Genomic DNA, 23,518 nt, shown 5'->3' on the forward strand with positions numbered 1-23,518 from the left:
TGAATCATAATTCCGTCAAATTACGATTCACCACCAATGTTAGACTGTTTTTTTGCGTAATTTAAAGTAAGCGCCTAAGGAGGTGAGCGAAATGCAACAACAGTTACAATCTTTTTGAAGCAATATGGTCAATGGTGTGCGATTGGCCTATTAAGTGTGCTTTGTGTGGTGTTAATCGGGATTTGTTTGCATCAACCGGCTAAAAAAGCGCCTAAAGCGGCGACAGATCCGTTTAAAACCAGCATGTCAGCTGTTCCGAATGGTAGTAGCAATCGTCAAACGACACAACAGCAGGCCGCTGGCTTTGTGGACGTCAAAGGTGCTGTGAAGCATCCTGGCATTTATCAGATTCAAGGCAATGCGCGTTTATTTGATATTATTCGGCAAGCTGGTGGTTTTGCTGAAGACGCAGACCAACGTCAAATTAATTTAGCACAAAGCCTGACGGATCAGCAAGTGGTCTATGTGCCGGTTAAAGGAGAACAAGGTTCAGTTGCCGTGACAATGAATTCGCCAGAATCTGCAGTTGGTTCGTCTACAACAACGTCAGAAAATTCGAGCAATCCTGCAAAAGTGAGTTTGAATCAGGCAACCGCCACAGAATTGCAAGCGTTAAACGGTATTGGTCAAAAGAAAGCGGAACAGATTATCGCCTATCGGGAAGAAAATGGTGGCTTTAAGGCATTAGAAGATTTAAAAGAAGTTTCAGGAATTGGTGATAAAACATATGAAGGTTTGAAAGATAGTATTACACTGTAAAAGGGAGGGTGTGACGTAAGTTGAAGATTTTGGTATACTAGATGCAATTATTTTTTAGAGGGGGTTTGACATGACTGTTAAAGTAAAGCAACGTTTACCATGGGATCAATATTTTATGACACAGGCTGTTTTGTTATCCTTGCGAAGCACTTGTCCGCGAGCCACTGTTGGTGCAGCCATCGTGCGGGATCGGCGGGTGATTGCCGGTGGTTATAATGGATCTGTTTCAGGCGATGACCATTGCATTGATGTTGGGTGTTATATGGTAGATGGTCACTGTTTACGAACGATTCATGCTGAGATGAATGCAATTTTACAATGTGCTAAGTTCGGTGTTGCAACTGATAATGCCGCGATTTATGTGACTCATTTTCCATGTTTACAATGCACAAAAATGCTGATTCAAGCGGGTATCAAAAAAATTTATTACCTTCATGATTATCATGACAATGAATATGCCTTAAATCTGATGAAGCGGGTTGGCGTCACCGTTGAACAAGTGATACTGAACCAAGATTATTTTGACCAATTTGATTTAAAACAACTTTTTAATTTAAATCAAGATTAGTGCAACGCTATTGGTTGTTGATTGCAATTCTGGTTGTAAGTTTGAATTTTGCGATTTTAACGGCCACTTGGTGGGGATGGTTGATTGTGGCATTGGTTGCCGCCCGAATTATTACAACACAGGTTAAACCCTTAATATGGCTTAGTTTGTTAGCAGGTGTCGGTTGGGGTAGCTATTTTAGAGTTTACAATTGTCGTCCAATCGTACCGCTACCAAGCAGTTCAACGATCATTGTTCAGCCTGACGCCTATCATATTAATGGGGGCCGCATTCAGTTTGAAGCCGAATCTGATCAAGGCCGAATCATGGCGTTTTATCAGGCAAAACAGCAACAAGAATTACAATTTTTTCAAAAGACCACCCAACCACTGGTTTTAACAGTTCATGGGACCTATCAGCGACCTGAACCGGCAACTAATTTTGCGGCATTCGACTATGCTGCTTATTTGAAACAGCAACGTCGGATTTCAAGTACACTGACCATTCAAAAAATTAAAAGTGTAACGCAACAACGTACCACTTGGCAATCACGCATGGCTAGTTTGCGTAAGCAGCTTTTAATCAAATTTTCCCGCTTACCACGGCCACTTGATACAGATGCCAAGTGCTTGATTTTAGGCTATCAAGACATGAATTTTCGTAGCTTTTCGGTCACATTGCGAAAATTAGGAATTATTCATTTATTTAGTTTATCTGGTTTACACGTGTATTATTTTGTTGGCCTTTTAAGTCGGCTCTTATTACGATTGCATTTGACTCATGAATTAAAGGATCGCTTATTATTGATCGGGTTGCCGTTTTATGCCTTATTAGCCGGTGGTAGTACAAGTTTGAGACGCGCCGTTGGGTTATGTTGGCTAGTAACATTAAGCCGTTGTTGTCATACAAAATGGCCGCCAACTGATGTTTTTAGTTGGGTTTTGTTAGGCCATTTGACGGTTCAGCCAACGATGTTGTTAGGGTTAGGCGGGCAGCTCTCTTATTTATTAGCACTGACACTGATTCTGATGCCGGCGAAGGGAACATTACGCACAACAGTTATCCTTAATTTGCTAAGCCTACCATTAATTTTATATCAGGTTTATGAAGTCCATTGGCTAACGATTTTACTTAATTGGCTCATGGTGCCGATTTTTGCACATATTATTTTACCGCTTGTCCTGGTTAATATCTGTATGGCGCCTTTTTTGCCACAGCTTGTTCATTGGAGTGCACTGATATTGACACAAATGCAAAGCGGGCTTACCTATTTTACAACGCCGCGCTGGCTGTTTGTTTATGGTCGGCCATTTGCCTGGTTAGTGGTGAGTGTGATTGGGCTAACATTCTTGGCGTTACGTCAGGTTGGGTGGCGTCGTTATGGGACACTTGTTGTGATTGGTATGCTTTATTTAGGGAATTACGCTTGGCTGCACTGGCCGCATCAAGCACAAGTCACGATGTTTGATATTGGCCAAGGTGATAGTATCTTGTTGGACGGCCCACACCATCGGGAAGTGAGCCTCATTGATACCGGTGGTCGATTACAGTTTCGTCAGCCTGCATGGCAACGTACAGCGGCCACCAATCGGGTAACACAAGTCACGATTCCTTATTTGAAAAGTCAAGGGATTCGGCAGCTGGATAATGTTTTTTTAAGCCATCAAGATGCAGATCATATTGGCGATTTACGAACCTTACTGCAACAGTTTCCAGTAAAGCGGGTTTATTTCCCATTGGGAATGGGGGCAAATCCCGCATTTATACGCCGTATCGGGCCTGTACGACAGCAATGTCAGTGGCAGGAAGTACAAGCTGGCATGACGGTTAAGATTGCAGGCAGTGTCTTCCGAATTTGCCATCCTGAACGTCCAGGAATTGGGGAAAATGATGATTCAATGGTTTTATACGGTCAATTAGGGCACCGCCGTTGGTTATTTACAGGGGATTTAAGTGCAACTAGAGAAGTTGCGTTGATTGAAAAACAGCCCTTACCGGTGGACTATTTAAAAGCCGGGCACCATGGCAGTCAAACGGCCTCTGCGGCGGAATTCTTAGATGCCATTCAGCCGAAACGTGTTTTGATCTCAGCCGGGCGCCATAATCGTTATGGGCACCCCCATGAAGTCGTTTTACAGCGTTTGCGTCAGCGCCAAATCCCATATTTTAATACAGCTGAAGTCGGTATGATCCGCTGGCAGGCGCAAACAGATCATTGGCGCACAAAATGCAAACAGCCGATCCAAATAAAAAAGAAGGAAGTAGGGCGATAGTCATATGGAAATAACAGCCTTAGGGCAACAACTTAAACAAGGCAACGTAGCACCTGTCTATTTAGTGGAGGGGGATGAGGTTTACCTTGTTGATGAAACGCGTAAGTTATTGCGTCAGTTGTTATCATCAGAAGAATCAGACATGAATTTTGGCCAGTACGATATGGAAACAACACCATTAGCCGTCGCATTAGATGATGCAGCGTCAGCACCTTTTTTCGGTGATCGCCGTCTCATTTTTATTAAACAGCCTGTGTTTTTAACTTCTGATGCCAAGAAGGCTAAAGTGAAACACAATATTGATGGTTTTCTAAAATACCTGGCAAATCCACTCCCGAGTACAGTCTTGGTGATTTTTGCGCCTTATCCAAAATTAGACGAACGTAAAAAAGTAACGAAATTTTTGAAAAAAACAGCGACGGTGATTGATGCTAAAAAAAGAACCCCTGAGCAGGCGCAGCGCGAGGTGCAGCGCGCTTTTCAGCAAGCAAACGTTAAACTGGCGCCAGATGCATTGACAAGTTTAATGCAACGGACGGCTGGGGATCTAACGGCAATGATGGCGGCGGTTCCAATTCTACTGACCTACGCCTTGCAAGCCCAAACGATTACAGCAGAGGCAGTTGCTGCGTTGGTCCCTCAAAATTTAGAAGAAAATGTGTTTAGTTTAGTGGATGCCGTACTGGCACAGCAAGTGACAAAGGCACTTACGATCTATGATGAGCTATTGTTGCAAAAAGAGGAACCACTCAAGATCAATGCTATTTTAGTCGGTCAATTTCGATTGTTGCTCCAAATTAAGATCTTACAGAAAAGTGGCTACAGTCAGGGCAACTTAGCACAAGTCTTAAAAATTCATCCTTATCGGATCAAGCTAGCCTTACGTCAGACGAAACGTTTTTCAAGGGCCAGCTTACGAGAAGCTTATTTAGGACTGACAGAGATTGAGGCACAGCTAAAGTCTTCACAGCAATCGCCAAGATTACTATTCCAATTGTTTTTATTGAAATTTACGGATCGGGCGCATCAGTTAGGCTTAACACAAAATCAAGCATAAAAAATAGCGGTGTTCATCATGAACACCGCTAAATATAAAAAGGCTGAGCAAAATGCTCAGTCTTTTTAGTCAGCTAAAAGCTTTGCAAGACGTGACTTGTCACGAGCTGCTTTATTTGCTTTGATTAAACCTTTTGATTTAGCCATATCGATTGAGCGAATTGCTGCGTTGAAAAGCGTTGCTTGGTCATCGGCCTTAGCAGCTTGTGCTTTTTCAAATTGTTTGATAGCTGTCCGCATTCCGCTAATTTGTGAAATGTTACGTGCTTTAGCTGATTCGTTTGTACGAACGCGTTTGATTGCAGATTTTAAATTTGGCATGAGTTCACCTCCGAAACAAGTGAGTTATAGCAAATGCTATTTTTTTCAACGTTGCTTATTATACAGAAGACCGTCAGACATTGCAATAAGAAGTTGTAAAGTATTTCACCTTGATAGGCAAATAATTGCTAGTGATCAGGCTTGCTTTTTTTAGCAGAAACGTGTAAAGTGTGAAAAGTACCAAGGAACCTGTCACTTAGTTTGACGATTCACCAACGTTTTACTCAGTCACAGGTATTTTTAAATTTGAAAGGTGTGAATGAGATGGCAGTCTCACAAGAACGTAAAAATGAAATTATTAAGGACTTTGCGCGTCATGATGGCGACACAGGTTCAACAGAAGTCCAAGTAGCCGTTTTAACAGAAGAAATCAATCAATTGAATGATCATATCCGTGTTCATAAGAAGGATTATCATTCTTACCGTGGTTTAATGAAGAAAATCGGTCATCGTCGTAACTTATTAGCTTATTTACGTAAAAATGATCTTCAACGTTACCGTGAATTGATCCAACGTTTGGGCTTACGTCGTTAGGCTTAAATGTATTTCGTGAATATTTAAACGGGAGACAGCTAGTGACAATGTTACTAGCTGTTTTTTTGTGGTATCATATAAAAAAACGTTATTCAATCCGTGTGCATAATTTGAGTCGGCTAATATCAATTTTTTTATGGAGAGCAGTTCATTTAACCGTGCAGGTTGAGGATTGGGGAGGCTATTATGAGCTTTTTAAATGGAATTTCAATTATTACGGCAATGGTTACACCATTTACTGATGATGGACAGGTTAGTTTTGAGCGTTTAGAAAAATTAGTTGAACATTTATTAGCAAATGGGACAGAAGGCATTCTGATTGGTGGGACCACGGGTGAGGGACCTACTATTAGTGAGGATGAGAAGATTGAATTGTTTAAAGAAACAGTTCGATTGGTTAATGGTCGCGTACCATTGATCGCCAATACAGGGAGTAATAACACTGCGCAAACGATTGCGTTTACCAAGCGCACTTCAGAAATTTCAGGGATCGATGCAGCACTTGTCGTGGTGCCATACTATAACAAACCTGATCAACGCGGGATGTATGCGCATTATAAGGCCGTCAGCGAGCAAGGCGGTTTGCCAATTCTGATTTATAATATTCCTGGTCGAACAGGTGCCCAAATGTCAGTGCAAACAGCTGACCAATTAGCGTTATTACCTAATGTCATTGGGATCAAAGATTGTACCGGTGTGACGAACTTAGGACAATTGGTGGCAGGTACCAAGGATTTAGACTTTACTGTGTTTACAGGTGAAGATGAAGATGCATTTGCAGCAAAAACGATTGGGGCGCAAGGTGTTGTGTCTGTTAGCAGTCATTTATTCGGCCTTCAAATCAAAGAAATGTATCGTTTGCTCGATCAAAAGGATGTGGCAGGTGCCGCTGCTATCATGCGTGAACTGACACCTAAAGGGAAGCAGTTATTCGCGCAACCATCACCGGGCCCTGTTAAAGCAGCCTTAAATCATATTGGGATTGAGGTCGGTGGCGTTCGGCTACCACTATTAATGCCGACAACGGAAGATATAACAAATTTAATCAATATTTTAAATCTTTAAGAAAACGAGGTGAATTTGTTGGAAAGTCAAATTAAAATCATGCCATTAGGCGGGGTACGTGAAAATGGAAAAAATATGTATGCCGTTGAAGTGGATGATGAGATTTTTATTTTGGATTGTGGGTTAATGTACCCTGAAAACGAGTTATTAGGGATCGATGTGGTGATTCCAGATTTTACGTACTTAATTGAGAATGCAGACCGGATTGCCGGCATTTTTCTCACCCATGGTCACGCAGATGCAATTGGTGCTTTGCCATACTTTTTAAGTCAAAAGCAAGTACCGGTTTACGGTTCTGAATTAACGATTGCATTGGCAAAATTAAACGTTAATGGCTATGCAGGGTCACGTAAATTTAAGAATTTCCATACCGTTACAAAAAATTCACGTTTGAAATTCAAGCATGCGCAGGTTTCGTTCTTTAAAACCACGCATTCAATTCCGGATTCACTGGGAATTAGTATTAAAACATCTGCTGGACAGATTGTTTACACTGGGGACTTTAAGTTTGATCAAGCAGCAGATCCAACCTATCAAACTGACTTTGCGCGTTTAGCCCAAATCGGTCAGCAAGGGGTGTTAGCGTTGATCAGTGACTCTGCAAATGCGGAATCACCTTATGAGATGGCCAGTGAACGTGATATTTCTGCTTATATTTTGGATACCTTTAAATATCATGAGGGCCGGATTATTGTGGCGTCAGTTGCCTCAAATATTGCGCGGATCCAACAAGTGATCGATGCCGCGTATGAATCAAAGCGGCGCGTGGTTTTGACAGGGCGTGATTTGGAAAAAATCGTACGAACAGCAATGCGCCTTAACCGTTTAACACTACCGGATCCTGATATTATTGTGCCTGTTAAACAGTTAAAGACGTTGGCGCCTGAAGAAACTGTGATTTTAGAAACAGGTCGGATGGGTGAACCTATCAAGGCCTTGCAACGCATGGCCACCTCACGTCATCGATTGGTTAAAATTAAGGCCGGTGATTTAGTCTTTATTACCACCACACCATCGCATGCCATGGAAACGACGGTTGCGAAAACGCGCGATATGATCTATCGGGCTGGCGGTGAAGTGAAAGCAATTGGGGATGACATTCATGCCTCTGGTCATGCCAATAAAACCGACTTGCAATTAATGCTGAATTTGACGCGACCTAAGTATGTGATTCCAGTGCAGGGCGAATATCGTTTGTTAGCAGCACATGCTGATATTGCACATGAAACAGGGATTCCTTATGAAAACATCTTCATTACGAGTAAAGGTGATGTGTTACGCTATGAAGACCAACAAATGCGTTTAGCAAATCAAATTGAAGTGGGTAACACCATGATCGATGGCATCGGGGTTGGTGATATTGGCAATATTGTATTACGCGATCGGAAGATTTTATCTGAGGATGGCATCTTTATTGCAGTTGTTACGATCAACCGTAAAAAGCGAACGATCGTTTCCAAACCCCAAATTACTACGCGCGGTTTTGTTTATGTCAAGACCAGCCGTGATTTGATGAATGAAAGTGCTGAGATCGTTACGCAAAAAGTACAGGCTAATTTAGATAATAAAGAGTTTGATTGGAGCCATTTGAAGCAAGATATTCGTGAAGGTTTAAGCGGCTTCTTGTTCGAACAAACCAAGCGTCGACCAGTGATCTTACCGGTTATTATGGAAGTCAATCAAAATCGGCATCATCGCAATTAAACAGCGTTAAGGAAAGGGTTGTGACACAGGTCATAGCCCTTTTTCATGAATCATGATAGAAAGTAGGCGTTAATGTGGGTGAAAAATATCCATTTCCAACGTCGCCAACTGACTTAGAACGGCTTGCACAGCAAGCCGTTGCACAAGCGGATTGGGCGACTGCTTGCCAGCTTTACCAGCAGCTCTATCAAGCCGAACCTAGTTTTGAACATAACCAGCAATTAGCTGCTGTCTTAGCACAGGATGAGCAGTTTCAATTGGCATATGCGCTTCAAACGGAGTACTTGACTGATTACCAGCAAGCAACTTCTGAAATTCAACAAGCAGCCTTTAAACGGGTATTAGCGGCACAACAGTTTGTTGCAGCTTATCGCTGGCGGACTTGGTTACCACAAGCCCAACAAGTAGCTGCGTTACAGGAAATTCAGCTTGCAGAGCGGCATTATCAACAACAGGCGCAGGCGCCGATTGCACAATTAGAGCGGGATTTGTTTCATATTGATGAACAACCCATCTATCAGCAACTGATTCTTTTAAAGCAAGCACAACAGTTACCACTGGCGCATTTTAAAACGGTTATGGCCCGCTTATTAGTGAATCCCTTTTTACATCCGTTAATGCGTGCCACTAGTTTGGAAATGTTGGTCCAGATCAAATGTACCACGTCTTTCACATTTGAAACGATCCAGCAGCAACAGATCACGGTTGTGCCAGCAACACTAGTTGAAATTTTACAAGTACCTGTGATTCAAACGTTAAAAGAACGGTTAACGGCTACGCTAGGCACAACAGATCCGATTATGACACAGGCTTTACAGGAAACAATCGATTTACATGCCGCATATTTGTATCCATTAGCGTCGCAAATCATGACAGAGCCAGCAGACGACTGGTTGGCCGTTTATCAAGCAGTGTATCAGCAGCAAAAGACGTCATTAACCACAAAACAACAACAAATTTTAGATTGGCAACAACGTTTAGATCGATTGACAGCACAATTAAATCTGTGATTTTAAGAAAAATTTTGAAATAATCAGTCAAAGGTGTTTACAAAAAGCAAACGAGTCTATATAATATCTAAATGGATTCTTCTTAGTACATCAAAGCCAGTAACTTGGCTTTTGTATTGGGAAGTTGTATAATAACTTGTAAAGAATTACCGGAATTAGTTTGCCCTAATTGCTGGATTATTCTTGCGAAAATACAGGAGGTTTCATTAATGGCAAAAGAACATTATGAAAGAACAAAACCCCATGTTAATATCGGTACTATCGGCCATATTGATCACGGGAAAACTACTACAACTGCAGCAATCTCAAAGATTTTAGCTGAAAAAGGTTTAGCTAAAATGACAGACTTCGCCGCAATTGATTCAGCTCCAGAAGAACGTGAACGTGGTATCACAATCAACACTGCCCACGTTGAATACGAAACTGAAAAACGCCATTATGCTCATATTGATGCCCCAGGACATGCTGACTACATCAAGAACATGATCACTGGTGCCGCTCAAATGGATGGTGCGATCTTAGTTGTTGCCGCAACTGATGGTCCTATGCCACAAACACGTGAACATATCCTTTTGGCTCGTCAGGTAGGTGTTGACTACATCGTTGTCTTCTTAAACAAGACTGACCTTGTTGATGACCCTGAATTGATCGACTTAGTTGAAATGGAAACACGTGAATTATTATCTGAATACGATTTCCCTGGTGACGATATTCCATTCATTCGTGGTTCTGCTTTGAAAGCTCTTGAAGGCGACAAAGAAGAAGAAGCACACATTATGGAATTAATGGATGCCGTTGATAGCTACATCCCAACACCAGAACGTGATAAAGACTTGCCATTCTTAATGCCTGTCGAAGATGTCTTCACAATCACTGGTCGTGGTACTGTTGCTTCTGGTCGTATCGATCGTGGGACAGTTAAAATTGGTGACGAAGTTGAAATCCTTGGTTTACATCCAGACGTTCTCAAGTCAACTGTTACAGGTCTTGAAATGTTCCGTAAGACTTTGGATCTTGGTGAAGCCGGCGATAACGTTGGTGTTCTTTTACGTGGTGTTAACCGTGACCAAGTTGTTCGTGGTCAAGTATTAGCTCAACCAGGTTCAATCCAAGTCCATGACAAATTCCATGGTAAGGCATATATCTTATCTAAAGACGAAGGTGGCCGTCATACACCATTCTTCTCTAACTATCGTCCACAATTCTACTTCCACACAACTGACGTAACTGGTGTTATCCAATTACCTGAAAGTGTAGAAATGGTTATGCCTGGCGATAACGTTGAATTCGACGTTGATTTGATTGCACCAGTTGCCATTGAAAAAGGGACTAAGTTTACGGTTCGTGAAGGCGGCCGTACTGTTGGTGCCGGTCAGGTTACTGAAATCGAAGAATAGTAACAACCATTTAAAGACTCGGGAAACCGAGTCTTTTTTTATAAAAAAACTGAAAAGCCGCTGTTTAGCGCTAATTTCTGGGCTAGAATGATTTACAAGGTGGTTTAATTAAGTTAAAATGGTTACCGTATGCAATGAGACAATTGCGAATAAATATTCCGGAGGGAAATTAATGTCAGCAAAATGGGAAAAAAAGGGTGCCACAGACGGCGAATTAACCTTTGAAATTGATCAAGATACAATTAAGAAAGGCTTAGACCAAGCATTCACACGTGTTAAGAAAAACTTGAATGTTCCTGGCTTCCGTAAAGGAAAAGTATCACGCCAAGTGTTCAACCACTTATACGGTGAACAAGCTTTGTATGAAGATGGCTTAAACATTGTGTTGCCTGCCGCTTATGATGCAGCAGTTAAAGAAGCTGAAATTAAACCAGTTGACCAACCAAACATTGATGTTAAAAGTATGGATCAAGACAAGCCTTGGGAAATTGTTGCGAAAGTAACCGTTGAACCTGAAGTCACTTTAGGTGATTACAAAGGTTTAGCTGTTCCAACGCAAGACCGGACTGTTTCTGATGAAGATGTTGATAAGCAATTAGAAACCAAGCGTCAACAACAAGCAGAACTTGTCTTAAAAGAAGATGCAGCTGCTGAATCTGGCGATACAGTTGTTATCGACTATAAAGGGACTGTTGACGGCGAAGCCTTTGAAGGCGGTTCAGCTGACAACTATTCATTAGAATTAGGTTCAAACAGCTTCATTCCTGGCTTTGAAGACCAATTAGTTGGCCACAAAGCTGATGAAGACGTTGACGTTAAAGTAACCTTCCCTGAAGATTACCAAGCCAAAGATCTTGCTGGTAAAGATGCTGTCTTTGCAACAAAGATCCATGAAGTCAAAGCGAAAGAATTACCAGAACTTGATGACGAATTTGCCAAAGATGTTGATGAAGATGTTGATACTTTAGTTGAATTGAAGGCTAAGACGAAAGAAGATCTTCAAAAACAAAAAGATGACGCTGCCGATGAAGCTATCGAAGATGCTGCCATTAAAGAAGCTGTTAACAACGCTGAAGTTCAACCCGTTCCTCAAGCGATGTTAGATGACGAAGTACAACGTCAATTAGACCAATACTTAGGCAACATGCAACAACAAGGCATTGATCCTAAGATGTACTATCAATTAACTGGGACTTCTGAAGATGATTTGAAGAAGCAATTCAGCGCTGATGCTGAAACACGCGTTAAGACAAACTTGGTACTTGAAGCAATCGTTGCTGCTGAAAAGATCGAACCAACTGAAGATGAAGTTCAAGCAGAAGTGAAAGACTTAGCTGGCCAATACGGTATGGAAGAAAAAGCCGTTCGTGCTGCTTTAAGCGATGACATGTTGAAACATGATATTGCCGTTAAAGCTGCTATTAAATTATTGACAGATTCTGCTAAAGAATCTGACGTTAAAGCTGACGCTGAGGCAGATGCAGCTAAGGATGCTGAATAAGCAATCACTTGAAAAATAGCAGTGCCAATAGGCACCGCTATTTTTTTGGGCTAAGCAGTTTGCTTTACCTGACTGAAGATCTATGTTAAATTGGCCCAGTGTCAAAGGTTTAACATTGGCTTTTCAAAGGCTTTAAGGTAAGATAAGAACAGAAACTTTATTAGGGGTTGATAAATGTGTTTGATAATACAGAAACGGATGGCCCTGTCAATTGCTCCTTTTGCGGCAAGTCGCAAGATCAAGTCAAAAAAATCGTGGCTGGCCCTGGTGTCTACATTTGCAATGAATGTATTGATCTTTGTAAAGAAATTATTGACGAGGAATTTCAGGATGATGCCTACAGCGATTTACTTGAGGTTCCAAAACCAGTTGAAATCTTAAATATTTTAAATCAATATGTGATTGGGCAAGACGAGGCCAAACGGGCGTTAGCCGTTGCCGTTTATAATCACTACAAACGGGTCAATCAAATGGAAGTTGCTGAAGAAGGCGATACTGAGCTTCAAAAGAGTAACATTTCGTTGATTGGACCAACTGGTTCCGGGAAAACATTCTTGGCACAAAGCTTGGCACGGATCCTGAAAGTACCATTTGCAATTGCAGATGCCACGACTTTAACAGAAGCCGGTTATGTGGGCGAAGATGTTGAAAACATTTTGTTGAAGTTATTGCAAAATGCGGACTACGATGTAGAAAAGGCCCAAAAAGGGATCATTTACATTGATGAAATCGATAAAATCGCTAAAAAGAGTGAAAACGTCTCAATTACGCGTGATGTTTCTGGTGAAGGGGTGCAACAAGCCCTGTTGAAGATTCTTGAAGGAACCATTGCGAACGTACCACCCCAGGGTGGTCGTAAACATCCACAACAAGAATTTATTCAGATTGACACCACCAATATTTTATTCATCGTCGGCGGGGCTTTTGACGGAATTGAAAACATTGTCAAAGAGCGGTTAGGCGATAAAGTAATTGGCTTTAGCGGTAAAGATGCGCAAGGGTTTGATGATACGAAGAGCCTCATGCAACAAGTCATTCCAGAAGACTTAATGAAATTTGGGTTGATTCCTGAATTTATCGGTCGGATTCCAATCATGGCGGCTTTAGAGAAGCTTACAGAAGATGATTTGGTTCGCATTTTGACAGAGCCTAAAAACGCTTTGGTGAAACAATATACCAAGTTGTTGGCGTTAGACGATGTGAAGCTTGAGTTTGAATCAGGTGCTTTACACGCGATTGCCCATGAAGCCATTGAACGAAATACAGGTGCTCGGGGCTTGCGTTCAATTATTGAAGAAGTTATGATGGATATTATGTTTGATTTACCAAGTCGTGATGATGTCGAAAAAGCAATCATTACTGAAGATACGGTAAAAGGAACTGGGAAACCAACCCTGATTTTAATGGATGGTCAAAAGGCTTCCTAAGCCGACAAAGAAGTCAGCAACGTGCTGACTTCTTTTTTTTACGATTTGAAGTATGTTAGAATGAAACGAGTAGAAATGAAAGCGAGGCAACAGGATGCAGATTCAAAACGTGGAATTGGTGATCAGCGCAGTAGCGGCTGGCCAATATCCTACTGACCAATTACCAGAGATTGCGTTAACCGGTCGTTCTAATGTCGGCAAGTCATCATTGATCAATAAACTGATCAGCCGGCGCAAAATGGCGCGCACGTCGAGTACGCCTGGGAAAACCCAAACGTTGAATTTTTATCGCTTGAACCAGGCCCTTTATTTTGTTGATGTCCCAGGCTATGGTTATGCGAAGGTTTCTAAACGAGATCGAGAAAAGTTCTCTCAAATGATTGAAACTTATTTAACCTCACGGCAAACTTTAAAAGGGGTCGTCTCATTAGTGGATATTCGCCACGAACCAACAGCTGATGATATTTCCATGTATCAATATTTAAAGTATTATCATATTCCCGTTTTAGTCGTCGCAACGAAGGGGGATAAAGTACCTCGTGGTAAGTGGAATCAGCGCATCAGTCGTATTTCAAAGGCACTAGAATTGAATCAAACCGATCAAATCGTTGTTTTTTCAAGTCAAACAGGCGTTGGTTCCGATCAGGTTTGGCAATGGGTTGAACAACAAACAGCAGTGGAGGTTTCAGCATGGAATTCACAGAATACCAAAAATTAGCAAATCGAACCCTTTTAGGGAATGAACAGGTGTTGACCAATTGTGCACTGGGTTTGGCCAGTGAAAGTGGCGAGGTCACCGAATTGATTAAGAAATACACCTTTCATGGCGAGACGCTTGATCGTGACAAGTTGACCCACGAAATGGGTGATGTGCTGTGGTATTTATCGCAGATTGCCGAATGGGCTGATATTCCCTTTGACGAAGTGGCAACGGCTAATATTGAACGTTTAAATGCACAATACGCACAACGCTTAAAAAAATAAAAAAAGTGAGTGAACGTCACACATCATGTCCGTTCACTCACTTTTTTATTTTTCGATCCAACCGCCATCAATGGGAATCACACTACCATGAATGTAGTCTGCAGCAGGGCTGATGAGAAAGAGACTTAAAGCGGCGACTTCTTCAGGTTGCGCCCATCGTTTAGCAGGCGTTTGTTCGGCAACCCAATGTGCCATTTCAGCAGTGCCTGCAAAGTCAGCTGCATTCATAGGCGTTTCGATCGCACCAGGCGCAATGCAATTTGCACGGATTCCTTGTGCTGCGTAATCATAGTCTAATTGCTTGGTATAGCCGATAATGGCGTGTTTAGCGGCAGTATAGACGGCGCCACCACCACCGGCAACCAAACCAGCAATTGAGGCCATATTCAGACAAACACCGTGACCTTGTGCTAACATTGTGGGCAAAACAGCATTCGTCATTAAAAATTGGGCTTTTAAATTAATGGCCATTACGGTATCCCATTGCTGGCTTGAGGTTTTTAAAGTTGGCGCATAGCCGTCAAGGACACCTGCAGTATTTAATAGGAAATCACAGCCTTCTAAAGCGGTTAGTGCTTGTTGAACGGTGGTGATCAGTGCCGCTTCATTGCGTAAGTCGCATTGAAAGACCGTTAATTGTTGGGGGTGCGTTTCAACGAGACGCTGAATATGATCAACGTTGAGATCGATCCCCGCAACCGTTACCCCTTGTTCAAGCAAGGCCTTTGTTTGGGCAAGTCCGATACCAGAGTTCACACCGGTGATAATTGCTTTTTGATGGTGCAATTCAGGAATGATCATTCGACAAGCTGCCAATCATCTGCTAAAACGTCGCATGAGGTCGGTTGAAACATGGACAAGCTAGGTGCTTCCTGAGTTTTAATCAATAAATAAGGGTTCACCGCTTCACCGTGGTAAGTGTCATCGGTTACCTCAAAAATATATAATTCTGAGCCACCCCAGCCGGTCCGAATTGCTTTTTTGCCAGCTTTAAGCGCAGGTAAGATTGCTTCAAATGTCATTAGAAAACCTCCTTAGGTTTTAGAGCGTTAAATTATGGTTGTTAAACGGTTAAGTCGATTCGGCGGGTTAAAGCATAGATGACAACGGCACCTAATAATAAAGAAGCCAATTCACCTAAGGCAATCGTCGCATACGTGGGCCAAAACGGAATATGGCTAATGAAATGTAATTCTAGTGCAATGATCCAACTGAAGAACGTACAACTCAGTGTACTCATGCCTAAGCGGTAAGTCACGCGTTTAACATGGCGTGTCAGCCAATAGCTGACACTGGTCATGATCAGGGTTTCTAAACTACCAAAAATCACATCGATAATGCCTAAAGGAGACATTAGGTTCGCTAACGCGCAGGCCAACGTTAAGGCTAAAATATAACGTCGGTGAAAAACGGTCAAATGATTAAGCCCTTCGCCTAGCCGTAATTGCACTGCGCCGTAGCTCAGGGGATTGAGCAATAGGGTCAGACAAAGGTAAAGGGCGGTGACAAGGCCGATTTTTGCCAAGCCATTTGCCGAGGGTCTTGTTTTAAGCGTAAAAGCACTTCCTTTTGATAAAAATGAACCCATCAAGTATACCAAAAAGACTCAAAATAAAAAACCGTCAGAGACGGTTTAAGCTTGCTGATCATTTTTGGCGTCGGATTGTTTTTTGTCGGTTTCTTTTGTGTCTTTTTTCTTGTCAACTGGATCCTTAGGAACGGTGGCAAATTTATCGAAAAGTTCGTTTAAGCTATTATCTTGTCTAAAGGTTAAGCCCATTGTGTTCACCTCACATTTTTCTTGATGTAAGCTTAGCAGGAATTACGATAGAGTGCAAGCAAGTCGTTGCGTGCTGATCTGGCGCAAGAATGTGGCAAATGGCACCTGTTAAATGTATATATGAATAATTTAATGCATAAAACAACTTATTTACCGAAAACTATTGCATAAACAATCATTTGTGTTTATAATCTAATCATTGAATAAAAATGAATAGGAAGAGGACACTATGAGGAAAGTAATTTTATGGCTTAGCCTAGTATTAGGCTTAATTTTTACCGGATTAGCAGTGGCGCAGCCAACTCAGGCTGCTACCGTTGATAATTCCTTACAAGAAGTGAAAGATAAGGGGACGCTGGTGATGGGGACCAGCCCAGATTATCCGCCTTATGAATTCCTAGTTAACCGTGGTGGGAAGGACCGCGTTGTGGGGATGGATGTGGATATTGCGAAGAAGATCGCCAAAGATCTACACGTTAAATTGGTGATCAAGCAAATGAGTTTTGACTCATTGTTGGTGGCACTCGAAACCCATAAAGTCGACATGGTGATCTCTGGGATGTCACCAACACCAGCTCGTAAAAAGAGTGTTGATTTTTCCAAGATCTACTACCGTGGTGGCCAGTCCATTGTGGTGAACAAAACGGACGCCAAGCTGTATAAGGATAAAAACTCCTTTGCCAACAAAACAGTTGGGGCACAAACCGGGAGTATTCAATATGATTTAGGCAAGAAACAAATCAAGAATTCAACCGTTAAGGGATTGGATAAAATCACCGATTTGATTTTGGCATTAAAGAGTAACAAAGTACAAGGGGTGATTATGGAAGAACCGACGGCACAAGCCTATGTTGAAAATGATAAGGGCTTAGCCATGGTGAATGGGAAATTCCATTTAGGCGATGGTGAAAATAACACGGCCATTGGTTTCCGTAAAGGGTCAACGAGTTTGGTCAATGAGGTGAATAAATCAGTTGATCAAATCACGTCACAAAACTTAACCAAACAGTACTTAGCGGATGCCGGTTCTTATATGAAGGTCAATACCAAGAATACGTCAATGTGGCATTATGCCGGTTACTTTGGTAAAGGGGTCGAATATACCTTAATTATCACAGTAATCAGTGTGTTCTTTGGGATTTTGTTAGGGACCTTGTTTGCCTTAATGCGGTTGGCCCACAACCCATTGGTGCACAGTGTTGGGGTAGCCTATATTGAATTTGTTCGGGGCACACCATTGATGATTCAAGTCATGTTTGTTTACTTTGGAATTGGGTTATTTATCAATATTCCAGCATTAACAGCCGGGATCATTGCTGTTTCCTTGAACTCTGCTGCCTACGTTGCCGAAATTATTCGTGGTGGGATCAATTCTGTGCCGATCGGCCAAACAGAAGCGGCACGTAGTTTAGGATTGAGTAAGAACCAAACTTTCAGTAGCGTGGTATTCCCACAAGCATTGAAGAACATTTGGCCAGCGTTAGGGAATGAGTTTGTTTCCTTAATTAAGGAAAGCTCGATTGTCTCAATTATCGGGGTAACCGATTTAATTTATCAATTAAAGGCTGTTCAAACAGCAACTTATAAAGGGGTACTGCCAATCGTTGTTGCGATGATCTTGTACTTCATTATGACCTTTAGCTTGTCTAAAGTATTGAACCATTTCGAAAGGAGAATGCGGCATGAGTAAGATGATTGAAATCAAAGGCTTAAGCAAAAAGTTCGGTAAAACAGAGGTTTTGAAAGATTTAAACGGTACTGTTGAAAAGGGCCAAGTGATTTGCGTCATCGGTCCTTCTGGCGGTGGTAAAAGTACGTTTCTCCGTTGCTTGAACTTATTGGAACAACCAACCAGTGGCCAAGTAACCTTTGAAGATAGCGATTTAACGGCTTTAAATGAAGGTCAGCTTAATCAATTGCGGGAAAAAATGGGGATGGTGTTCCAAAGTTTTAACCTATTCTCCAATATGACCGTGATTGAAAATGTGAAGTTAGCACCGATGAAAGTTAAGAGCATGTCATCTGACGACGCCCAAACGTTGGCCTTGAAGTTATTGGATCAAGTCGGTTTGAAAGAAAAAGCGGACGTTTACCCAGCTAGCTTATCGGGTGGTCAACAACAGCGGGTGGCCATTGCCCGGGCGTTAGCCATGAACCCTGATGTAATGCTGTTTGATGAACCAACTTCTGCTTTGGATCCAGAAATGGTTGGTGAAGTGCTGAAAGTAATGCAAGATCTCGCCAACGAAGGCATGACCATGGTGGTGGTAACCCACGAAATGGGCTTTGCAAAAAATGTAGCGGATCAGGTATGGTTTATGGACGGTGGCGTTTTTGCTGAAAAAGGCACGCCAACTGAAATTTTTGACCATCCACAAAATGAACGGACACAGGATTTCTTAGCTAAAATTCTAGAAGCATAATTGCCGTAAGTACCTAGCTGATTCATTAAGCTGGGTACTTATTTTGTTTCGGACGCTAATCACTTGATTTTTTTGTGGGCTGCGCTAAACTATGATGGCGACTAAGTTTTGAAAGGATGGTTTAAAATGGCCACACCATATTTAGAAAATAAATTACGGCTCTTGCCAGGTCTGCCTGGTTGCTATTTGATGAAGGATGAAAATGGTCACATCATTTATGTTGGGAAAGCTAAAAATTTAAAAAATCGGGTGCGGTCATACTTCAAAAGTAGTCACGAAGGTAAAACGGCCAAATTAGTGGCTACGATTCGTGATTTTGAAACCATCATTACCAGTACGGATAAAGAAGCCTTCTTATTGGAAATCACGCTGATTCAAAAACATCAACCTTATTTCAATATTAAACTCAAAAAAGGGACAGGCTATCCTTATATCAAAATCACCAATGAACGCGATCCCCAAATGTTGATCACCGGTGAGATCAAAAAGGACGGTGCCTACTATTTTGGGCCTTATCCCAACGTTTACGCAGCAGAGGAGACATTACACTTCTTACAAAAAGTTTATCCGCTACGGCGCTGTAAAGGCCATCAAACGCGACCTTGCTTGTATTACCACATGGGCCAGTGTTTAGGGGCTTGTTTTCGTGAGGTGCCTCAGGCGGAATATGATGCGCAGATCAAACGGATCAAAAGTTTCTTGAATGGAAATGTGAGTGCGGTTAAACAGCATTTACGTGACGAGATGACGCAAGCGGCACAGGATTTAAAATTTGAACGGGCCGCTGAATTACGTGATCAGATCCATTATATTGAAGCCACCGTTGAGAAACAGAAAATTATTTCCAACGATACCACACCGCGCGATATTTTTAGTTTTTATTTGGATAAAGGTTGGTTGTCAGTACAAGTATTCTTTATTCGTCAGGCGCGTTTAATGAAACGGGAAAAGCGACTGTTTCCTTGTGTTAACACGCCTGAAGAAGAATTAGAGAGTTTCATTTTGCAGTTTTATCAACGTAAAAATAAGGTCTTACCAAAAGAGATTTTAGTGCCAAAAGGGGTTAATAAACAAGTTTTAGCAGATATTTTAACGGTTCCTGTACGGACGCCACAGCGTGGTCAAAAACGTGATTTAATGGAAATGGCAACTAAAAATGCCCGCTTAGTATTAGAGGAGAAATTCCGACTGTTAGAGTTGGATAATTCTCATTCCATTGGCGCTGTGACACAGTTGGCACAAGTCCTGGGCATTGATTCAGCACAAACCATTGAGGCGTTTGACCATTCTCACATTCAAGGGACGGATCCAGTGTCCGCCATGGTGTGTTACCGGGATGGCAAGCCTGATAAAAAAGCCTACCGTAAATACAAAATTAGAAATGGTGATGGGGCCAATGAAGCGTTAAATACGCAGGAAGTGATTCGGCGCCGTTACAGCCGTTTATTGAAAGAAGGACAAGATCTACCAGATCTGATTTTAATGGATGGTGGGGAAATTGAGTTGAATGCCGCTCGGGATGTGTTAAGCAATGAACTGGACTTGGACCTGCCCATTGCGGGGATGGTGAAGAATGATCATCATAAAACGGCAGCATTGATGTATGGGCCTGATAATCGTAAATTAGACCTTGATCCTAAAAGTGAAGGTTTCTATTTACTGCAGCGGATTCAAGACGAAGTGCACCGGTTTGCCATTACGTTCCACCGTCAATTGCACAGTAAGAATTCATTTCATTCGCAACTGGATCAAATCAGTGGTGTAGGTCCTAAAACACGGAATAAATTGCTCAAAACCTTTGGCTCTGTTAAACACATTAAAACAGCATCGGTTGCGGACCTGCAAAAGATCGGTATTTCAAAAACAGTAGCGCAAACCATTAAATTATCACTTTAAGCAAAAGCTTGAACCAACAGAATTTTCATGTTGGCTCAAGCTTTTTGTTTTGCATTGTCCGGATAATATTGAATTATAAGTACAATATTGTTTGCTATTTTTAACGAACGTTCGTAAACACGTACAATAATAATAATATTATACAAAAATGTTCGAAAATTAGATTGACGAATGAAACGCGGCTTGCTACACTGAGGTTATTCAAAAGCCAAATCAAAAAGAGGTTAAATGATGAAAAAAATTGCATTAGTCATGGGGTCAGCGTCAGATTGGCCAACACTAACCTATGCAGCTGAACTGTTGGACCAGTTTAACGTACCGTATGAGCGCCATGTTATTTCGGCACATCGGATGCCACAACAATTACAGCAATTTGCCACAACAGCAGCAACCAACAATTTTGGTGTGATCATTGCAGGTGCTGGTGGTGCAGCCCATTTACCTGGCATGCTAGCCGCGAATACAGTTTTACCAGTCATTGGTATTCCGGTGGAAAGCCATGCCTTGCATGGGATGGATTCATTACTCTCAATCGTTCAAATGCCGGCAGGAGTTAGTGTTGCCACCATGGCAATTGGCAAAGCAGGGGCTAAAAATGCTGCTTTAATGGCGATTCAAATGTTGGCTTTAAATTCAGAAGCGTTAACACAAAAACTGATTGCCTTTCGAACACGCCAAACTGAGGAGGCACAGGCCAGTGAGCAACAATTACAATAAGCCGATTTTGCCACCGGCAACCATTGGGATTGTTGGTGGGGGCCAATTGGGGCAAATGATGGCTTTAGCTGCGAAAAGCATGGGGTATCGTGTTGGTGTGTTGGAACCCACACCAAATTGCCCAACGGCGCAAGTTTGTGATTTTCAAATTACAGCTGCGTACAACGACCAAGCTGCGTTACGGCAGTTGGCACAGGCCAGCGATGTTTTGACCTATGAATTTGAAAATGTCGATGTCGACAGTTTGAAAGCAGTTGAACCATTGACTACCTTGCCACAAGGAACAGATTTGTTGACCATTACGGGCCAACGTTTAAATGAAAAGAACTTTTTAAAGGCCCATCACTTGCCCGTGACAAACTTTGCGGCAGTGCCCACAGCAGCTGATTTACCTGCTGCGCTTAAACAGGTGGGGTATCCAAGCATTCTTAAAACGATCGCTGGCGGCTATGACGGTCATGGTCAGCAGGATATGAACAGTGCGGCCGATTTAATGGTTGGACAAACGTTGATTGATCAAGCAGGCACTTGTATTTTAGAACAGCGTCAAGCTTTTACGAAAGAATTGTCCGTGATGGTGACGCGCTCGGCTGACGGCCAAGTTCAAACTTTTCCGGTAGCTGAGAATCAACATCATCATCATATTTTGCATCAAAGTATTATTCCTGCACGGGTTTCAGTTGCCATTCAGCAGGAAGCACAACGGTTCGCAACGGTCATTGCACAGGCCTTAAAATTACGCGGGGTGCTAGGGATTGAACTGTTTTTAAAGGCGGATGGTCAGTTATTGGTAAATGAATTGGCACCACGACCGCACAATTCCGGCCATTATTCAATCGAAGCTTGCAATATCTCACAGTTTGCAGCCCATATTCGGAGTATTTGTGGTTTGGCGATACCACCAATTACGTTACAACAGCCTGCGGTCATGGTGAATTTGTTAGGACAACATTTAACCGTTGCACGGCAGCGTCTGCCACAACGGCCACAATGGTATTTTCATGACTATGGTAAAGCCGATATTCGCCAAGATCGTAAAATGGGTCACATTACCATGGTCGGTTCTGATCAAGCAGCGTTAATTCAAAGTTTTGTAAGCGAAGGTATCTGGGAGGCAGAAGAAGAAAAATGAAAAAATTAAACGTGCTTAAAGAAGGCAAAGCCAAGCGGTTTTACGAAACAGATGATCCTGATCTTTACTGGGTAGAATATTTGAATCAGGCCACTGCCTTAAATGGCAAACGGAAAGAAGCCATTGCTGAAAAAGGACTTTTAAATAACAAAATGGATAGTCTGATCTTTAATTACTTAAAGGCCAATGGGATTGCGACTCATTTTGTAAAACAATTATCTGATAGCGAACAGTTGGTGCAAGCCGTGACCATGATCCCGTTAGAAGTTGTGGTCCGTAATGCCGCTTCTGGCAGTTTTCAACGCAAGTTTAAACAAGCCTATCTGGCACCATTAGACCCACCAGTCGTTGAGTTCTTTTACAAGTCAGATGCACTAGATGATCCATTTATGAACGCTGAACAAGCGGCTGCGTTAAAGGTCGTTACATTAGCCGAAAGCCAAACCATTGAACAGTTTGCTTTAAAGATCAATCAGCTATTAATTCAGCGTTTTACAGCAGCTGATCTGCAATTGGTTGATTTTAAAGTTGAGTTTGGTAAGACGAAAGCAGGCCAACTGGTCTTAGCTGATGAAATATCGCCAGATTCTTGTCGTTTAGTTGATATGACAACCAAAAATTCCTTGGATAAAGATGTCTTTCGGAAGCATACAGGTGATTTAACAACCGTTTACCATGAAGTGTTACAACGTTTAGAAAACTCGGAGGTGGCTCATGTATCACGTTAAAATTTATATCACTTATAAAGAATCAATTTTAGATCCTCAAGGTGAAACGATTAAGAAAACACTCCATCAGCTTAATTATCAAAACGTTGCTAGCGTCACCGTTGGGAAATACTTTGAAATCGACCTTGCGGCTAGTGATGAAGCGCCTGAAGTTGAGGTAGAGCGGATGTGCGCTGAGTTACTTGCCAATGTCAATATGGAAAGCTATCGCTACGAAATCGAAGCCGTTTCAGTCAACGAAGCCATTTAAAGGAGGCCGTCATC

The 23,518-nt window shown here is 42.0% G+C and carries 25 protein-coding genes; 20 read left to right on the plus strand and 5 right to left on the minus strand.

The genetic code is table 11. The features are described 5' to 3' along the window. The first annotated feature begins 114 nt into the window (after nt 1-114). The 4 genes from FC07_RS10700 to holA all read left to right on the plus strand — a co-directional run bounded on the left by FC07_RS10700 (nt 115) and on the right by holA (nt 4,636). Nucleotides 115-759, plus strand: a complete 645-nt coding sequence (locus FC07_RS10700) for a helix-hairpin-helix domain-containing protein (protein WP_057905102.1) — start codon at nt 115-117, stop codon at nt 757-759. A gap of 70 nt (nt 760-829) precedes the next feature. Beyond that, nucleotides 830-1,327, plus strand: coding sequence for a ComE operon protein 2 (locus FC07_RS10705; protein WP_057905103.1), 498 nt, complete (start codon nt 830-832; stop codon nt 1,325-1,327). After that, nucleotides 1,327-3,579, plus strand: a complete 2,253-nt coding sequence (locus FC07_RS10710) for a DNA internalization-related competence protein ComEC/Rec2 (protein WP_057905104.1) — start codon at nt 1,327-1,329, stop codon at nt 3,577-3,579. The genes FC07_RS10705 and FC07_RS10710 overlap by 1 nt, the downstream gene beginning before the upstream one ends. Nucleotides 3,580-3,583: 4 nt before the next feature. After that, entirely contained in the window at nt 3,584-4,636 is a 1,053-nt protein-coding gene (gene holA / locus FC07_RS10715) for a DNA polymerase III subunit delta (protein WP_057905105.1), read from the plus strand. A 65-nt stretch (nt 4,637-4,701) separates the two neighbouring features. On the opposite strand, the gene rpsT is transcribed toward holA, so the two are convergent. Beyond that, nucleotides 4,702-4,956, minus strand: a complete 255-nt coding sequence (gene rpsT, locus FC07_RS10720; RefSeq protein WP_057905106.1) for a 30S ribosomal protein S20 — start codon at nt 4,954-4,956, stop codon at nt 4,702-4,704. 264 nt (nt 4,957-5,220) lie between these two features. On the opposite strand from rpsT, the gene rpsO reads away from it, so the two are divergent. From rpsO to FC07_RS10765, 9 genes are all read left to right on the plus strand, one after another. Then, nucleotides 5,221-5,490, plus strand: a complete 270-nt coding sequence (gene rpsO / locus FC07_RS10725) for a 30S ribosomal protein S15 (protein ID WP_057905107.1) — start codon at nt 5,221-5,223, stop codon at nt 5,488-5,490. Between the two features lie 186 nt (nt 5,491-5,676). Continuing rightward, nucleotides 5,677-6,555 carry a 4-hydroxy-tetrahydrodipicolinate synthase gene (gene dapA / locus FC07_RS10730; RefSeq protein WP_057905108.1) on the plus strand — a complete coding sequence of 293 codons (879 nt, stop codon included), beginning with the start codon at nt 5,677-5,679 and terminating at the stop codon, nt 6,553-6,555. A gap of 39 nt (nt 6,556-6,594) precedes the next feature. Beyond that, a complete protein-coding gene (locus tag FC07_RS10735; RefSeq protein ID WP_057905288.1) occupies nt 6,595-8,259 on the plus strand; it encodes a ribonuclease J in 1,665 nt (554 codons plus the stop codon). A 74-nt stretch (nt 8,260-8,333) separates the two neighbouring features. Next, nucleotides 8,334-9,269, plus strand: coding sequence for a hypothetical protein (locus FC07_RS10740; protein ID WP_057905109.1), 936 nt, complete (start codon nt 8,334-8,336; stop codon nt 9,267-9,269). A gap of 209 nt (nt 9,270-9,478) precedes the next feature. Further along, nucleotides 9,479-10,666, plus strand: coding sequence for an elongation factor Tu (gene tuf, locus FC07_RS10745; RefSeq protein ID WP_057905110.1), 1,188 nt, complete (start codon nt 9,479-9,481; stop codon nt 10,664-10,666). 172 nt (nt 10,667-10,838) lie between these two features. Beyond that, the gene (gene tig, locus FC07_RS10750; RefSeq protein ID WP_057905111.1) at nt 10,839-12,167 is read left to right on the plus strand and encodes a trigger factor; all 1,329 of its coding nucleotides are present in this window, start codon (nt 10,839-10,841) and stop codon (nt 12,165-12,167) included. Between the two features lie 176 nt (nt 12,168-12,343). Beyond that, nucleotides 12,344-13,594, plus strand: coding sequence for an ATP-dependent Clp protease ATP-binding subunit ClpX (gene clpX, locus FC07_RS10755; RefSeq protein ID WP_057905112.1), 1,251 nt, complete (start codon nt 12,344-12,346; stop codon nt 13,592-13,594). Between the two features lie 94 nt (nt 13,595-13,688). Continuing rightward, a complete protein-coding gene (gene yihA, locus FC07_RS10760; protein ID WP_057905113.1) occupies nt 13,689-14,312 on the plus strand; it encodes a ribosome biogenesis GTP-binding protein YihA/YsxC in 624 nt (207 codons plus the stop codon). Further along, a complete protein-coding gene (locus tag FC07_RS10765) occupies nt 14,285-14,578 on the plus strand; it encodes a nucleoside triphosphate pyrophosphohydrolase family protein (protein ID WP_057905114.1) in 294 nt (97 codons plus the stop codon). The genes yihA and FC07_RS10765 overlap by 28 nt, the downstream gene beginning before the upstream one ends. Nucleotides 14,579-14,623: 45 nt before the next feature. Here the strand turns inward: FC07_RS10765 and FC07_RS10770 are convergent, their stop codons facing one another. The 4 genes from FC07_RS10770 to FC07_RS16065 are packed head-to-tail and all read right to left on the minus strand — an operon-like array spanning nt 14,624 to nt 16,358. Continuing rightward, the gene (locus FC07_RS10770; protein ID WP_057905115.1) at nt 14,624-15,379 is read right to left on the minus strand and encodes a 3-oxoacyl-ACP reductase; all 756 of its coding nucleotides are present in this window, start codon (nt 15,377-15,379) and stop codon (nt 14,624-14,626) included. Then, nucleotides 15,376-15,600: a DUF2829 domain-containing protein gene (locus FC07_RS10775; RefSeq protein ID WP_057905116.1), complete on the minus strand. Its 225-nt coding sequence runs from the start codon at nt 15,598-15,600 to the stop codon at nt 15,376-15,378. The genes FC07_RS10770 and FC07_RS10775 overlap by 4 nt, the downstream gene beginning before the upstream one ends. Nucleotides 15,601-15,641: 41 nt before the next feature. Next, the gene (locus FC07_RS10780) at nt 15,642-16,166 is read right to left on the minus strand and encodes a QueT transporter family protein (protein ID WP_083483292.1); all 525 of its coding nucleotides are present in this window, start codon (nt 16,164-16,166) and stop codon (nt 15,642-15,644) included. A gap of 45 nt (nt 16,167-16,211) precedes the next feature. Continuing rightward, nucleotides 16,212-16,358: an SPJ_0845 family protein gene (locus tag FC07_RS16065; RefSeq protein WP_170206665.1), complete on the minus strand. Its 147-nt coding sequence runs from the start codon at nt 16,356-16,358 to the stop codon at nt 16,212-16,214. A 229-nt stretch (nt 16,359-16,587) separates the two neighbouring features. Here FC07_RS16065 and FC07_RS10785 point away from each other — a divergent pair, with 229 nt between their 5' ends. The 7 genes from FC07_RS10785 to purS all read left to right on the plus strand — a co-directional run bounded on the left by FC07_RS10785 (nt 16,588) and on the right by purS (nt 23,504). After that, the gene (locus FC07_RS10785) at nt 16,588-18,048 is read left to right on the plus strand and encodes an ABC transporter substrate-binding protein/permease (protein ID WP_057905117.1); all 1,461 of its coding nucleotides are present in this window, start codon (nt 16,588-16,590) and stop codon (nt 18,046-18,048) included. Beyond that, on the plus strand, nt 18,041-18,781 hold the full coding sequence (locus tag FC07_RS10790; RefSeq protein WP_057905118.1) for an amino acid ABC transporter ATP-binding protein: 741 nt from the start codon (nt 18,041-18,043) through the stop codon (nt 18,779-18,781). Before FC07_RS10785 ends, FC07_RS10790 begins: the two co-directional genes overlap by 8 nt. A 126-nt stretch (nt 18,782-18,907) precedes the next feature. After that, on the plus strand, nt 18,908-20,677 hold the full coding sequence (gene uvrC / locus FC07_RS10795) for an excinuclease ABC subunit UvrC (protein ID WP_057905119.1): 1,770 nt from the start codon (nt 18,908-18,910) through the stop codon (nt 20,675-20,677). Between the two features lie 231 nt (nt 20,678-20,908). Continuing rightward, complete coding sequence (purE, locus tag FC07_RS10800; protein ID WP_057905120.1) at nt 20,909-21,394, plus strand: 5-(carboxyamino)imidazole ribonucleotide mutase; 486 nt, start codon at nt 20,909-20,911, stop codon at nt 21,392-21,394. Further along, nucleotides 21,375-22,526, plus strand: a complete 1,152-nt coding sequence (gene purK, locus FC07_RS10805) for a 5-(carboxyamino)imidazole ribonucleotide synthase (protein ID WP_057905121.1) — start codon at nt 21,375-21,377, stop codon at nt 22,524-22,526. Before purE ends, purK begins: the two co-directional genes overlap by 20 nt. Beyond that, the gene (gene purC, locus FC07_RS10810; protein WP_057905122.1) at nt 22,523-23,254 is read left to right on the plus strand and encodes a phosphoribosylaminoimidazolesuccinocarboxamide synthase; all 732 of its coding nucleotides are present in this window, start codon (nt 22,523-22,525) and stop codon (nt 23,252-23,254) included. The genes purK and purC overlap by 4 nt, the downstream gene beginning before the upstream one ends. After that, nucleotides 23,241-23,504, plus strand: a complete 264-nt coding sequence (purS, locus tag FC07_RS10815; RefSeq protein ID WP_057905123.1) for a phosphoribosylformylglycinamidine synthase subunit PurS — start codon at nt 23,241-23,243, stop codon at nt 23,502-23,504. The genes purC and purS overlap by 14 nt, the downstream gene beginning before the upstream one ends. The last annotated feature ends 14 nt before the right edge of the window (nt 23,505-23,518 follow it).

The organism is Loigolactobacillus bifermentans DSM 20003, from assembly GCF_001434575.1.
Lineage (GTDB): Bacteria > Bacillota > Bacilli > Lactobacillales > Lactobacillaceae > Loigolactobacillus > Loigolactobacillus bifermentans.